Source organism: Sinomonas terricola (genome assembly GCF_034931225.1).
Taxonomy (GTDB): Bacteria; Actinomycetota; Actinomycetes; order Actinomycetales; family Micrococcaceae; genus Sinomonas; species Sinomonas terricola.
The window spans coordinates 36,975-50,142 of the sequence record NZ_JAYGGQ010000018.1 but is presented as its reverse complement, the minus strand read 5'-3'; the positions used below and the strand labels follow the sequence as shown (position 1 = coordinate 50,142).

14 protein-coding genes are annotated in these 13,168 nt (G+C 68.4%); 9 read left to right on the top strand and 5 right to left on the bottom strand.

Going from position 1 to position 13,168, the window contains the following annotated elements; genetic code table 11:
• Positions 1 to 147: 147 nt before the first annotated feature.
• From SPF06_RS19220 to SPF06_RS19210, 3 genes are read left to right on the top strand one after another with little or no spacing between them, the layout of a single operon-like run.
• Positions 148 to 1,056 (top strand): Fpg/Nei family DNA glycosylase, encoded by a 909-nt coding sequence (locus tag SPF06_RS19220; RefSeq protein WP_323280763.1) that lies wholly within the window; start codon positions 148 to 150, stop codon positions 1,054 to 1,056.
• 37 nt (positions 1,057 to 1,093) lie between these two features.
• Positions 1,094 to 2,254 carry a glycosyltransferase gene (locus SPF06_RS19215; RefSeq protein ID WP_323280762.1) on the top strand — a complete coding sequence of 387 codons (1,161 nt, stop codon included), beginning with the start codon at positions 1,094 to 1,096 and terminating at the stop codon, positions 2,252 to 2,254.
• A 54-nt stretch (positions 2,255 to 2,308) separates the two neighbouring features.
• Entirely contained in the window at positions 2,309 to 3,379 is a 1,071-nt protein-coding gene (locus SPF06_RS19210) for a hypothetical protein (protein WP_323280761.1), read from the top strand.
• Here the strand turns inward: SPF06_RS19210 and SPF06_RS19205 are convergent.
• From SPF06_RS19205 to SPF06_RS22190, 4 genes are read right to left on the bottom strand one after another with little or no spacing between them, the layout of a single operon-like run.
• On the bottom strand, positions 3,376 to 4,422 hold the full coding sequence (locus tag SPF06_RS19205) for an LLM class flavin-dependent oxidoreductase (protein WP_323280760.1): 1,047 nt from the start codon (positions 4,420 to 4,422) through the stop codon (positions 3,376 to 3,378). The genes SPF06_RS19210 and SPF06_RS19205 overlap by 4 nt on opposite strands.
• Before the next feature lie 46 nt (positions 4,423 to 4,468).
• Positions 4,469 to 5,389, bottom strand: a complete 921-nt coding sequence (locus SPF06_RS19200) for a hypothetical protein (protein WP_323280759.1) — start codon at positions 5,387 to 5,389, stop codon at positions 4,469 to 4,471.
• A 57-nt stretch (positions 5,390 to 5,446) separates the two neighbouring features.
• Positions 5,447 to 5,779, bottom strand: a complete 333-nt coding sequence (locus SPF06_RS19195; RefSeq protein ID WP_323280809.1) for an MBL fold metallo-hydrolase — start codon at positions 5,777 to 5,779, stop codon at positions 5,447 to 5,449.
• The gene (locus SPF06_RS22190; RefSeq protein ID WP_428985806.1) at positions 5,749 to 6,411 is read right to left on the bottom strand and encodes a MurR/RpiR family transcriptional regulator; all 663 of its coding nucleotides are present in this window, start codon (positions 6,409 to 6,411) and stop codon (positions 5,749 to 5,751) included. The genes SPF06_RS19195 and SPF06_RS22190 overlap by 31 nt, the downstream gene beginning before the upstream one ends.
• A gap of 127 nt (positions 6,412 to 6,538) precedes the next feature.
• On the opposite strand from SPF06_RS22190, the gene SPF06_RS19185 reads away from it, so the two are divergent.
• Positions 6,539 to 7,399 (top strand): C45 family autoproteolytic acyltransferase/hydrolase, encoded by an 861-nt coding sequence (locus SPF06_RS19185; protein ID WP_323280808.1) that lies wholly within the window; start codon positions 6,539 to 6,541, stop codon positions 7,397 to 7,399.
• Between the two features lie 53 nt (positions 7,400 to 7,452).
• Here SPF06_RS19185 and SPF06_RS19180 read toward each other — a convergent pair whose 3' ends face one another.
• A complete protein-coding gene (locus SPF06_RS19180; protein WP_323280757.1) occupies positions 7,453 to 8,631 on the bottom strand; it encodes a CdaR family transcriptional regulator in 1,179 nt (392 codons plus the stop codon).
• A 214-nt stretch (positions 8,632 to 8,845) separates the two neighbouring features.
• On the opposite strand from SPF06_RS19180, the gene SPF06_RS19175 reads away from it, so the two are divergent.
• The 5 genes from SPF06_RS19175 (at position 8,846) to SPF06_RS19155 (ending at position 13,050) form a co-directional block, all read left to right on the top strand.
• Positions 8,846 to 9,745 (top strand): substrate-binding periplasmic protein, encoded by a 900-nt coding sequence (locus SPF06_RS19175; RefSeq protein ID WP_323280756.1) that lies wholly within the window; start codon positions 8,846 to 8,848, stop codon positions 9,743 to 9,745.
• Positions 9,746 to 9,755: 10 nt separating this feature from the next.
• Entirely contained in the window at positions 9,756 to 10,508 is a 753-nt protein-coding gene (locus tag SPF06_RS19170; protein ID WP_323280755.1) for an amino acid ABC transporter permease, read from the top strand.
• On the top strand, positions 10,505 to 11,302 hold the full coding sequence (locus tag SPF06_RS19165) for an amino acid ABC transporter ATP-binding protein (protein ID WP_323280754.1): 798 nt from the start codon (positions 10,505 to 10,507) through the stop codon (positions 11,300 to 11,302). Before SPF06_RS19170 ends, SPF06_RS19165 begins: the two co-directional genes overlap by 4 nt.
• A gap of 88 nt (positions 11,303 to 11,390) precedes the next feature.
• Positions 11,391 to 11,786, top strand: a complete 396-nt coding sequence (locus SPF06_RS19160) for a RidA family protein (protein WP_323280753.1) — start codon at positions 11,391 to 11,393, stop codon at positions 11,784 to 11,786.
• 1 nt (position 11,787) lies between these two features.
• Positions 11,788 to 13,050 carry a D-amino acid dehydrogenase gene (locus tag SPF06_RS19155; protein WP_323280752.1) on the top strand — a complete coding sequence of 421 codons (1,263 nt, stop codon included), beginning with the start codon at positions 11,788 to 11,790 and terminating at the stop codon, positions 13,048 to 13,050.
• Positions 13,051 to 13,168 lie beyond the last annotated feature (118 nt).

Genomic DNA, 13,168 nt, shown 5'->3' with positions numbered 1-13,168 from the left:
AGGCCATGCCGCTGAAAGTATAGGCACAAGGCTTGCGCTGCCCCGGGGAGCATTTTCTGCCACGATGGGTCTTGACGAGCGAGGTTCCTCCGGGAAGCACCCGGGTGCCTGTGGGGAGCCTGCATCGAGTGCGGACGAAAGGCAGCCATGCCCGAGCTTCCAGAGGTCACAGCCCTCGCCGCGTTCCTCGACGGCCGCCTCGCAGGCGCGACCCTCGACCGCGTCTACTTCCCCGCTTTCCACGCCCTCAAGACGGCTGACCCGCCTTACACCGAGCTCGTCGGGCGGCAGGTCGAATCCGTGGGGAGACGCGGCAAGTACGTCGTCCTTACTGTCTCGCCCGCCTCTGCTGAAGGCGCAGGGGCGGACGACGGCGCAGGCCGCCTTCACGTCGTCGTCCACCTCGCGCTCGGCGGATGGGTGCGCGTGCTCGACAAGCTGCCTGACCCGGCGCCGCCGCGCGGCAAAGGCTACGTCGCCGCGCGCTTCGGCTTCGTGCGTGGCGAGCAGACGACGGGTGTCGACCTCACCGAGGCGGGGACCTGGAAGAGGCTCGCGGTGTGGATCGTCCGGAGGCTCGAGGACATCCCCCCGATCGCGGAGCTCGGGCCCGAGCCGCTCGAGGACGAATTCACGCTCGAGAAGTTCCGCTCACTGCTGAACAAGCGCCAGCAGATCAAGGGGCTCCTGCGGAACCAGAAGATCATCGCGGGGATCGGCAACGCGTACAGCGACGAGATCCTCCATGTCGCGAAGCTCTCGCCGTTCGCGGTCGCGTCGACGCTCGACGACGAGGAGACGGCACGGCTGTACACCGCCCTCCGCGAGACCCTCGAGGGAGCGACGGCCGAGGCGGTCGGGCGGCCGCCCGAGGATCTCAAGGACGAGAAGCGCGCGAGCATGCGCGTGCACCGCAGGACGGGCGAGGCGTGCCCCGTGTGCGGGGACACGATCCGGGAGGTCACGTTCTCCGACAGCGCGCTCCAGTACTGCCCGACGTGCCAGACCGGCGGGAAGATCCTCGCCGACCGGACGACGTCGAAGTTCCTCAAGTAGCCCTTCACCCGCCCCCCGACGAAGCCGAGCAGGAGCCATGACCCGCCCCAGAATCGCCCTCGCCTCCGCACCCGCCTACGGCCACCTCTACCCGCTCATGCCTCTCGCTTTCGCCCTGCAGCGCGCGGGCGCGGACGTGCACGTGGCCGTCGGCACGCCGTTCCACGGTCGCCTCGACTTCCCCACGCGGCTGGGCTTTCCCGAGGGGGCGACGATCGGCGACGTGACCGCCGAGGTCATGGCGACGTTCCCGGAGGTCAAGGAGAACTTCCGCGAGCGCTGGGTGCCCTCGTTCTTCGGGAACGTCATCTCGCGCCACGCGGCGCCCGTGCTCCGCGAGCAGTGGGCCGCGGAACCGCCCGACCTCGTGATCTACGAGGCGATGTTCCCCGCGGCGAAGCTCGTCGCGGACGAGGCCGGCGCCCGCACGCTCGCGTTCGGCATCACCCAATGGTCCCCGTTCTTCGGGAGCCTCCCCGCGGTCGCCCGGGCCGCGAACGGGGACGACGCGAGGAAGCCATGGCAGGTCGCCGGCGCGTCCATTGGCTTCGAGGCCGGCGGATATGTCGACCCGTTCCCGGCGGGGCTCCAGACCCTCGCGGAGTCGACGCCCGAGCCGCGCATTCCCGTGCGGACGACGGCGTGGAGCGAGGCGGCACCCCAGACGGACCCGTCGCTGCTCGCGCCTCACGTGGACGGGCGGCCGCGGGTGTTCGTGACGCTCGGGACCGTCTCCTTCGGCGCCGTGGACGCCCTCCGCACGGCCGTGCTCGGCGCGGCGCGCACGGGCGCGGAGGTCGTCGTCGCGTGCGGGCCCGAGGGCGATCCCGCGGCCCTCGGCGACGTGCCGGACACGGTGCGTGTGCACCGCTTCGTCCCGCAGGCGGCCATCCTGCCGACGCTCGACGCGATCGTGCACCACGGGGGCTCGGGCACGATGCTCGCGGCGATCGAGCACGGCATCCCCCAGCTCGTCGTTCCGCAGGGCGCCGACCAATTCTTCAATGCGGAGGCCATCGAGCGGGCGGGCGTGGGCATTTCGGGCTCGGCGGGGCTCGACGTCGACGGCGTCGCCGAGGCCGTCGGCCGGCTGCTCGGCAACGGCGAGCATCGCAGTGCGGCGCGGCGGCTCGCCGCGGAAGTGGCTGCGACGCCGTCGCCCGACGACGTGGCCCGACGCCTGCTCGACGAGCTCTGACTGACGGCAGTCCCGCCGCTCCCGCACGGGCCGATGAGGGCCTACTGTGGTGGCGTGGACGCCGCAGCAGCACCCGTCTTTCCGAGCACTCCGCACCTCGCGCATCGGCACACGAGCGCCATCGAGGACGCCGTGACCCTCGTGGCCGGGGCGTGGCTCCTCGCGGGCACGTACGTCGACGGCTGGGCGCACAACAACCTGCCCGATCTCGAGACGTTCTTCACGCCATGGCACGCGATCCTCTATTCGGGGTTCGCGGCCTCGGCCCTGTGGATCGCGTCCCTGACGTGGCGTCGGCGCGCGCCGGGGACGTCGTGGCGGGCGGCCATTCCTCCGGGCTACGGCCCGGCAGCGTTCGGCGTCGTCCTCTTCCTCGCGTCGGGGGCCGCGGACTTTGCGTGGCATTCGGTGTTCGGCATCGAGCAGAACATCAAGGCGCTCTTCAGCCCGTCCCACCTCGGGCTCGCGACGGGCGGCTTCCTCATCCTGGGGGCACCGTTCGCCGCGGCGAGGCGGCACCCAGTCGAGCGCGGGGCGCTTCGGCTCGTCCCCGCCGTCGTGAGCGCCATGTTGTGCGGCATGGTGGCCGCGTTCATCCTCCAGGAGTTCGCGGTCTTCGCGCGCCACGGGCTCATCCAGACCTACGCGGGCTCGGCTGGCGGGCCGCGCGTCGTGACGGAGCCGACGTCGTCGGCGATCATCGTCGCGCTCGGCTCGTTCTTCGTCTCGACCGCGGCCCTTTTCGTCCCGGTCCTGCTGCTCGCGCTGCGCTGGCGGCTTCCCGGCGTCGTGCCTGCCGCCATGGCGTTCGTGCCGTCGGTCGCGCTGCAGTTCATGGTGGCCCTGCGGGACGCCTGGCTCGTGCCCGTCGCCGCGATCGGCGCCGCCCTCGTCGGAGCCGTATGGCTCGCGCTCCGACCCGCGCCCGAACACCCCGTGCGCCTCGCCGCGGCCCTCGCGCTCGCCCCGGTCGTCTTCTGGGGACCCTATTTCGCGGTCGTGGCGATCCGCGACGGGGCCCTGAGCTTCTCGCCCGAAGTCTGGGGCGGGATCCTCGCGTGGACGGGGCTCGAGATGCTCGCCCTGGCCGCGCTGGCCCTTCGACCCTTGCGCGACCGTACTTAGAGTGGCTCGCCCTCGACCGGGCCCTCCGTATTGGGCTTCCAGCCGAGCGCAGGCGCGACGTGCTGGGCAAACGACTCGAGGAGATGCAGGTTGTATTCGACGCCGAGCTGGTTCGGGATGGTGAGCATGACCGTATCTGCCGCCATGACGGCCGAATCCTTGCGGAGCTGCTCGATGAGCTCGTCAGGCTCCGCGGCGTAGGTCTTGCCGAAGGTAGAGCGGAAGCCGTCGATGATCCCCACCTGATCGCCTTCCGGGCGCGAGCCGAAGTACATCGCGTCGCGCGACGTGGTGATCGGGAAGACGCTGCGGCTCACGGACACGCGCGGCGCCCGCGTGTGGCCGGCAGCCTGGTAGGCGGCCCGGTAGCGCTCGATCTGCTCATGCTGGAGGACATGGAACGGCACCCCCGCATCCTCCGTGAGGAGCGTCGAGCTCATGAGGTTGAGGCCCTGTTTCCCCGTCCATTCGGCCGTGTCCCGCGTTCCGCTCCCCCACCAGATCCGCTCGCGCAGCCCGGGTGACTGCGGCTCGACCGGGAGCTTGGTTCCGTGCGGGAATTGGCGCGGATCGCCGTCGGCCACTCCCTCGCCGCCGATCGCCGCGAGGAATCGCTCGAACTTCTCCCGCGCGAGGTCGGCGCCACGTGGATCGGCTGAGCCCGTGTAGCCGAACGCCTCGTAGCCCCGCACGGCGGGTTCGGGGGACCCCCGGCTGATGCCGAGGGCAATCCGGTTGGCGCTGAGGATGTCGAGGGCCGCGGCCTCCTCCGCGAGCTGGAGCGGATTCTCGTAGCGCATGTCGATGACGCCCGTGCCCACCTCAATGCGCCGGGTCTTGGCGGCCATCGCCGTGAGCAGAGGGATCGGCGAGGCCTGCTGCGGCGCGAAGTGGTGGACGCGGACGTACGCGCCATTGACCCCGAGCTCGTCCGCGCCGACGGCGAGATCGACGGTCTGGAGGATCATGTCCGACGCCGTCCGGGTCTGCGAGCCGTGGAACGGCCCGTAGTGGCCGAACGAGAGGAATCCGAAGGCTTTCACGGCAGGGTGCAACCGCGGCGGGGCATGGAAGATTCCCGGCGGCAGCTCATGAGACCGTCGGAGCGGATTCCCGCGGCGCGGTTCTCGCGGCGCTGTCCGTCGGCTCGGGCGCCTCGGCGAGCTCGCGGATGCGGGCATTGGCCGCCTCTTCGACCGTGAGGCCGTCGCCCGGATCCGCGAGGCCCGTGAAGAGCGCAAGGGTCGCGGTGCCCAAGAGCGAGGTCTCGAGCTCGGTGTCGAGCACAGAGTCATCGAGGCCCGCGAGGAGACGCTCGCCGAGTCCCTCTGCAACGGCGAGGAGGAGGATGATGAAGCGCTCGGCGTCGACCCCGGGACGGAGCTTGAAGCGGAACCTCTCGACCCATTGCTCGAACAGGCCGAGCATCGAGCGCGAGGTGTACTCGTAGGACTGCTGGACGATCGACCCCGCCGTCGCCGTGTCCGCGGACGCCACGGCGAGGAGCCGCAGCCGATACGCAGGGAGGTCCACGAGGAGCCGGATGCCGTGATACGCGAACTTGTGGACGGCGGCGGCGAAGTCCGCTTCCGGATCCACGAGCTCCTCGGCCCACACCGTGCTCGTCTGCCACACACGCAGGTGGCGGACCGCGAGCGCGTACGAGATGAAGTCGCCCAGGAAATCCTGATGGCCGCCCCAGCGGTCGCGGAACTTGGCCTCCGTCGGGTCGAGCTCGGGGTACTCAACCTGGGTTCGCCTCACGAGGCGCGGCCGCGAGAGGAACGCGAGGGGAATGGGGTCGTCGTCCAGCTTCGCCTTCGTCTTGCCGCCGAACTGCTCCTCCATCATGCCGAGGGCTGTCATGAGGAAGGCGCGCGTGAGTTCGGAGTTCGCGAGGCGCGCCCGCGCCCCGGCCCGAATCCTGTTGAGGCGGGTCACGATCGTGGAGAGATCGATCTCCGACTCGTCGAGCGGGACCTCATACTGCCAGCCTGACAAGGGGGTCATGGCGCCAGTGTGTCAGAGATGGGACGTGATCCGCCGGATTGGCTGGCCGACGGCCTTCTACCCTTGTTCCAGAAGGAACGCGGCGCCGTCGCGGCGCAGGACGCCGCCCTCGGGGAGGTGGCTCGCGAAGAAGTGCGTGCCCGAGTCGGCGTACCGGTCGAGGACCTCGCGGCGGGTGGCCGCGGAGGCGCTCGGGTCGACGCACATCGCGGCCGAGACGTCGGGGCGGCGCAGCTGGAGCGGGTGGTGGATGAGGTCCCCGGCGAGCAGCACGCGGCGCCCGTCCCCGGAGACCTCGACTATCAGGTGCCCGGGCGTGTGGCCGGGAGCGGGAACCAGCCGCACGCCGTCGTCGATCGTCACCTCGCCCGGCTCCAGGGCGCTAGCGATGGGCCGCGTCGGATGGGCCGAGATCGTCCGTGTAGACGTGCAAGTCCTCGAGCATTTCCTCGTCGACGATGAGTTCGGAGCGGCTTCGCGTCCCCAGGTGGAGTGCGACGGCGGGTCGAAAGGGCCTGGACAAGTGAGACAAATGCTGTGAGGGATCGCAGGATGGTCACGCCCTCACAGTCGACAAACAGTGTGTGCTGGGCTTGGTTGGCGAGCGGCGAGGCGGCATTGTCGGTGAGCGCGATCGTGGTCAGTCCGCGTCGATTCGCGGCTTCCAGGGCGTTCACAGTGTCGGCGGTGTAGCGGCGGATCGAGATCGCGATGAAGACCTCGCCGGCCTCAAGCTCATGGATCTCGTCGGCCAGTTGGCCTGTCACGGGTGCCAACTGATGCACTGCGGGACGAACGAGCCGGAGCGGATAGGCCAGGAGCTGGGCCACCGAGAGGCATTTGCGCAGTCCGATGACATGCACCCGCGGTGCGGTGGCCACGAGCGCGACGATTGCCGCCCATTGGAGCGGATCGATTCGGGAGAAGGTGCGTGCGAGATTCTGCTGGTCAAAATCGACCACGGTGGCGAGAAGGTTCTCCGGGCTGGAGTCCCGCTGCGCCTGGTCGAACCGTCGGACCATGTGCGCCTGGTCGCTGAGGTGTTCGCGGCACAGCCGAACCAGCGCTGGGTATCCGGTCAGACCCAAGCTGCGGGCGAATCGCACCAATGAGGACTGATGGACCTCGGCCAGCTGAGCACGTGAGGGGCTGCGCCGCTGGGTATCTGCGGGCACCGGCGCCCACAATTATGCCCGGGTGGCCGCGGCGACGAGACGGCACCATCCGACCGCCCTCGCCGAGCTCGCGGCCCTCGCTCGCGGCGCCGAGATTGACGTTGACGCATTGCTGCTGGCCAACCTGCGCGGGGACCTTGGCAGCAGCGACGGCACGGGATGCTCGGACCTGGGCTGGCGTGGCCGGAACACGGTCCTCGCGCACAATGAAGATGCCGCGCCCGCGCTTGAAGGGCAGCTGATGTTCGTCACCCTCGCGATCGACGGCGAGCCGACGGTCACGGCCCAGTGGTACCCCGGGTTCCTGCCCTCGAATGCCTTCACTGCGACCTCGAACGGCCTCGTGTGGGGCATCAACCACATCCAGGTCGCCCATCCGAGCGCAAGCCCTGGGCGCCACTTCGTGATGCGATCCCTGCAGTCCGCGCCCGATCTGACGACGGCGCTCGAGTACCTGCGCTCACACCCCATGGCCGGCGGATTCGCCGTGACCATCGGATCCTCACAGGATGGGCGGGCGGCTGGGGTGGAAACCGCCGCCGGTCTGGTGGACATCGCCGAGATCTCCGAGGAGCAGCCGCTGCAATGGCACGCCAACCACCTCCGCCGGCTTCCCGCCACGCTAGACGAGCCCGCAGCCCCCACTTCCGAGGACCCGACCCAGCAGCTGGGCGGCTTCGCGGAAAGCGTCGCGCGCGGGGAACTGCTCGAACGACTGTGCACAACCGTGGCCAACCTGGGTGAAGACCGCATCACCGTGCGCGGCGCTGCGGGTCTCACCTCAACGCTCCCCCTGTCCGACTTCGTAGATGGGCGCCAATTCGTGACCAGCTGACGCCCGAAGCCGCCTTCCCCGCCCGTCGCGACCCGACCCCGCGTGCCGCACGATCAGCCGGAGCTGATGAGATCGACCTGGCACGCGAGATAGAGATCGAGGTATTCCTTGTTCCTGCGCGTGGTCCAGCCGAGCAGCCTCTCGATCTTCTCAAGCCGAAACACCAGGGTATTCCGGTGGATGCTCAGCATCTTCGCCGAGGTGACCAGCGAAAATCCGCTCTCGCACCACGCAATGATGGTGTCGCGGAGCGTTCTCCAATCGGGTTGAAGGAGGAGCCCCGGAGCCACCGATGAGATGAAGCGGTCCCTTGCGCGTCCGGTCAGCCCCTCGAGGAGCTGCGCGGTGCGCATAGTGGCGATGTGCACGACTGGCTGTCGGACCCGGATGCCATGACGCAGCGCGTCGAGGGCGTCGTCGTAGGAGGTCTTGAGGCCGTCGACGTTCTTGCCAATGCTCCCGACACCGATGTTCGGCTCCCCCAGCAACCGCGATCTGAGGTCGTCGGCGCATCTGCGGCACGTAGCGAGCACCCCCTCGAGTCCGTCTTCGCCGACCGGGGCCAACAGCATGTACCGATCGCTTCCCGTGGTGACCGCGACCGTCTGACGATGCGGAAAGTGTTCCCGCAACAGGACAACGATCGTTGAAATCCACCCCGAGTGGCTCAACGTCTCTCGGGTATCCGAAGGGCATTGAACTGCTATTGCCACTCGGGGAATCGAAAGGTTGAGGTTGTATTCGCGTGCCCTCTCGACGATGAGCCGCTCATCGAGTGGATCTTGGGCAAAAGAGCCAACATCTCGGACCAGGTCCTCGAGGAAGCGCTCGCGGCGCAGCGTCGTGCGGAGCAGCGACGCCTGTTGGAGCAGAATCTCCGTCTGGCGTTCGATGATGAGGCCCAGCCGCGTCACTTCGGCTGGGCTCCCAGTTATCCCAACGGTGCCCACTGCGTGGTCATTGAGGAGGATCGGAAGGGTCACCCCGGGCTTGACGCCCTTCAGCGCAGCCGCTTGCTCTGCCGAATGGGCCGCTGCATGCCGCGTCGCGATGACCTCAAGCGAGGCTTCGTGGAAACTGCCGACCCGCTCGGGGTCGCCGCTTCCGAGCACGATTCCCTCGGCATCGGTGATGATGATGTTGAAGCCAACAATGGCGCTAGTCTCGCTTGCGATCTGTTGCGCGAGGGCCGGCGTCAGCTGGGGTGCGTTCAGTATGGTCTCGTGAGTCATGGCAGGTCCTTCGAGGTCCGGTGCTGAAATCGTAGCCCACCTTCCGCCCTCAAATTCTGGACGAATCGTACAATCGCTTCCGCATCCGGGGAACTAGCCTTGAACTAGTCGACGGGCGCCATTCTCCCCAAAGCCCGTCGGTCCCCAGCTCCCGAATTCACAGGGAAGGTAGACGAAGATGTCAGCCAAAGATCCGGCAGTCCTGAAACGAAGCATGGCCGTTGTATTTGCCGCGGCCGCGTCCTTGGCGCTCGCGGCCTGTGGAGCGAGCTCCGCGAGTCCCGGGTCAAGCGGTTCCGCCCTCGACACGATGACTCCCGGCCAGATCACGGTAGCAATCGAGCCGTATGCGCCCTACACCTCGATGCAAGGCGACAAGATGGTGGGCCTCGACGCGGACATTCTTCAGGCGGCCGCGGACAAGCTGGGCCTCAAGATTGTTCCGCAGGTGACTGACTTCAACGGAATGCTCGCGGGCGTGCAGAGCCAGCGTGTGGACATCGCCATCGGCGGCATCGCCTGGACCCAGGACCGTGCCAAAGTGGGACTCTTCACCGATCCGCCCTACTACTCCCCCTCCGCGATGGCCATCAAGGACGGTGCCTCCGCCCCGCAGACAGTCGACGCCCTCAAGGGCCTGGACCTCGGCACTGTGACCGGATACGTCTGGGTCAAGGCGATCCAATCCGTGCCGGATTCGAGGCTCCACACCTATCCAGACGCCAACGGCCTCTTCGCGGATGTCGCGGCAGGGCGCGTCAATGTCGGATTCGTCGATCCGCTCCTCATCTCGTACACCCAGCAACAGCGCCCAGACCTCGGCCTCCAGACCAAGTACATGGACCCGCCGACCGACGCGCAGGTCAAGCAGACTCCCAACTACCAGTACTTCCAGCCCTACATGACCGGCTTCTACGTCCCCAAGCAGGAGCCCAAGCTCGAGGCCGCGATCTCGAAGGAGATCGACGCGATGTACACGGACGGCACGCTCGCCAAGCTCATCCAGAAGTACGGCGGCGATCCAAGCCAGTACCTGACGCCCTCGCCGACGATGTCCGCCGCACGGCAGTCGGCGGACCGCGCCGCGTCGTGGAACGCGCCATCCGGAAAGTGAGATGGAAGCCATGAGTGTTCCCGCCGCCCTCTTCAACGTGGAGTGGAAGGACTATGTCCCGGCTCTCGCCGAGGGCCTCGGCCGCTCCCTCAGCTACACCCTCGCGGGGTTCGCGGGCGCCGTCGTCGTCGGGGCCGTCGTCGCCCTCCTGCGGGTCAGCCGAAGGAAGCCGATCCGTGCCCTTGCCGCCGTCTACACGGAGATCTTCCGCAACGTTCCGCTCCTGGCCATCATCTTCATCACCTATTTCGGCCTTGCATCGGTCGGGCTCAGGCTCGACGCCTTCTCGGCCGGCACGGTGAGCCTCGTGATCTTCTACGGGGCGTACCTCTCGGAGATCTTCCGGGCGGCGCTCCTCGGGGTCCACGGAGGCCAGCGAGAGGCCGGGCAGGCCCTCGGCCTCAACGGCGTGACGACGTTCTCGAGCATTGTCTTCCCCCAGGCACTCCGGCTCGCGCTTCCCGGCACGGCCACGATGTTCGTCGACCTGCTCAAGTCCACTTCGCTCCTCGTGGTGATCTCGGCCGGCGAGCTCATGTCCCAGGCCCAGCTCATCGCGTCCGAGACGTTCCGGGCGCTCGAGGTCTACATCGTGATCTCGGCTGTCTACTTCGTGGTGTGCTATCCGCTCTCGCAGCTGCTCGTGTTCCTCGAGCGGCGCGTCCAGAAGGGCGCCCCCCTATCGGTCCGGCGCCACAGGCGCCTGCGGCGGGCCCGCCAGATTCTCGCATCAACGCCCGAAACGTCGGAGGCGACGTCATGACCATGCACGAGTTCCTGGGAATCGGAACCCCGAATGCCTCGACCGTGACCGAGCTGGTCACCATCCGAGACCTCACCAAGTCCTTCGACGGCCGCGTTGTGCTCAACCACGTCGACTTCGACGTCCCGAACGGAAGCACCGTGAGCATCATCGGCCGCAGCGGCGGAGGCAAGACCACGCTCATGCGGTGCATCAACCTCCTCGAAATCCCCGACTCGGGCCTCATCCGGCTTGAGGAGCAGGACATCTTCAGCGGCACGCGCATCGCATGGAAGAACATGGCCCGGCTCCGCCAGCTGGTCGGGATGGTGTTCCAGCGGTTCTACCTCTTCCCGCACCTCACGGCGCTCGAGAACGTCATGCTCGCCCAGCTCAAGGCTCTCAAGAGCACGGAGGAGGAGGCACTCGAGACGTCACTCGAGCTCCTGACCCAGGTCGGGCTGCGGCACCGCGCCCTGGCGTTCCCCGAGCAGATGTCAGGCGGCGAGCAGCAGAGGGTCGCCATCGCGCGGGCGCTCGCCCTCAAGCCGAAGGTGCTGCTCTTCGATGAGCCGACCTCTGCCCTCGACCCGGAGTCGACCCGTGATGTCCTCAGGGTCATGCGGAAGCTCGGAGACGCGGGGATGACGATGGTCATTGTGACCCATGAGGTCCCGTTCGCGCGCGAAGTTTCGGACAACGTCGTCTTCATCGACGGCGGCCGGATCATCGAGCAGGGCCCGCCGGCGCAGGTCATCGACGCGCCCGAGCAGGAGCGCACGAAGGCGTTCCTGCGAGCGTTCGACACCCCCTGACCCTCGTTCCCCAGCCCCTCCACCCCACGGGGCCCGAGCCCCTGCAGCACACGGGGCAGATCTGCTCTGCCCTGCGGAAGGAAGACCTGTGCCATCAGAACTGTTCGCCATCGACGTACCCGGAGTGACCGGGCCGACGGCGCCCTACCCCTCAGCCGTGCGGGTCGGCGACTGCGTGTTCGTCTCGGGGCAAGTGTCCCTCGACGAGGCCGGCGCTGTCGTCGGACCGGACGACGCCTACGCGCAGACACGCCAGTGCCTGCGCCGCCTCGACTCAGTCCTCGGCCATTTCGGGCTCGGGCTCGAGAACGTCGCGTCCACGACCGTGTACCTTACGGATTCCCAGCTCGCCGACGCCTACAACGCGGCCTGGGCCGACGCGTTCGGGAGCCACCGCCCGGCACGCGCGACCGTCGTGTGCGGGCTCCTCGACGAGCGGTTCCTCGTCGAGGTCCAAGCCGTGGCCTGGTTCGGGGAGCGCTGAGGTGACCAGGGTGATCGTGGTCGGTGCCGGCATCGTGGGCCTGAGCACCGCATACGAGCTGCGGTCCCGGGGCAACGATGTGCTCGTCATCGACCGGGAAGGCCGCGAGGCCGCGGAGACGAGCGCGGCCACCGCCGGGCTCATCGCCCCGGGCCATTCCTACGCATGGGCCTCCCCGTCGGCACCGTGGGAACTCGTGAGATCCCTGTTCTCGTCCGACACCTCGATCCGGGTCAGGCCGCGCCTCGATCTCGAGCTCGTCGCGTGGGGCTTTCGTTTCCTCCGCGAGTGCTCGGCGGCCCGCGCGACCTCCAACACGCTCGCAAAGCTTGAGCTCGCCCAGCGGAGCCAGACTCTGTTCGAGAAGGCCCTCCGCAACAACGGGTTCGCGTTCGAGCCTTCGTCGGGTGGGGTCCTGTATCTTTACCGCGATCCGGCGGCCCTCGCGCGAGCCGTCGAGCGCGGCACGCTCATGCGGGACCACGGGCGGGCCCAGCGCCAGCTGGGGCCGACGGAACTCTTCGAGCTCGAGCCGGCCCTCTCCCGGAGCCTCCCAACCTTCGCCGGGGCTATCCACGACCCCTCGGATTCGAGCGGCGACCCCGAGCAGTTCGCCGCGGAGCTCAGGGCCCGAGCCGAAGCGATGGGGGTCGAATTCCGCTTCGGCGAGCCGGTGACGGGGTTTGAGGTCGACGGCGGCCGGGGGGTCCGGGCGGTCCGCACCGAGCGCTCCGTGTTCCCAGGGGACGCCTTCGTGGTGGCGGGCGGACCGTCGAGCCGCGAGCTCCTGAAACGGGCCGGATTGCGCCTCCCCGTCTATCCGGCGCGCGGCTACAGCGTTACGGCCCCGATCACGAACGACGACGATATCCCGCACCGAGGCGGCATCGATGAGAAAACTCTCGTCGCCTGGTCCCGCTTCGGCAACAAACTCCGTCTTTCGGCAACCGCCGAATTCGCGGGCTACAGCACGGCACATGCTCCGAAGGACTTCGACAACATCCTCAGCGCCGGCAACGAGCTCTTCCCGGGAGCGCTGGACTTCGGCCGGGCCACCTTCAGGGTCGGCCTGCGGCCCATGACACCAGACGGACCGCCTCTCATCGGCCCGACCAAAGTCCCGCAGCTCTTCCTCAACACCGGGCACGGGCACTTGGGATGGACGATGGCGTTCGGCTCCGCAGAGCTCCTCGCCGACTACGTCTCGGGGAACAAGCCCAGCATCGAGCCTGCACCCTACTCGCCTGCGCGATGGGGCATCTGACGCGCCACGACGACGACGCGACGAGCGCCGCCGAATCAGATCCCCGCGGGCTGGCGTTTCCGCGGCAAGACGCGGGCGCTGAATGCGCGCAGGAGGTTGGCATCCGCAGGGCCCGGCC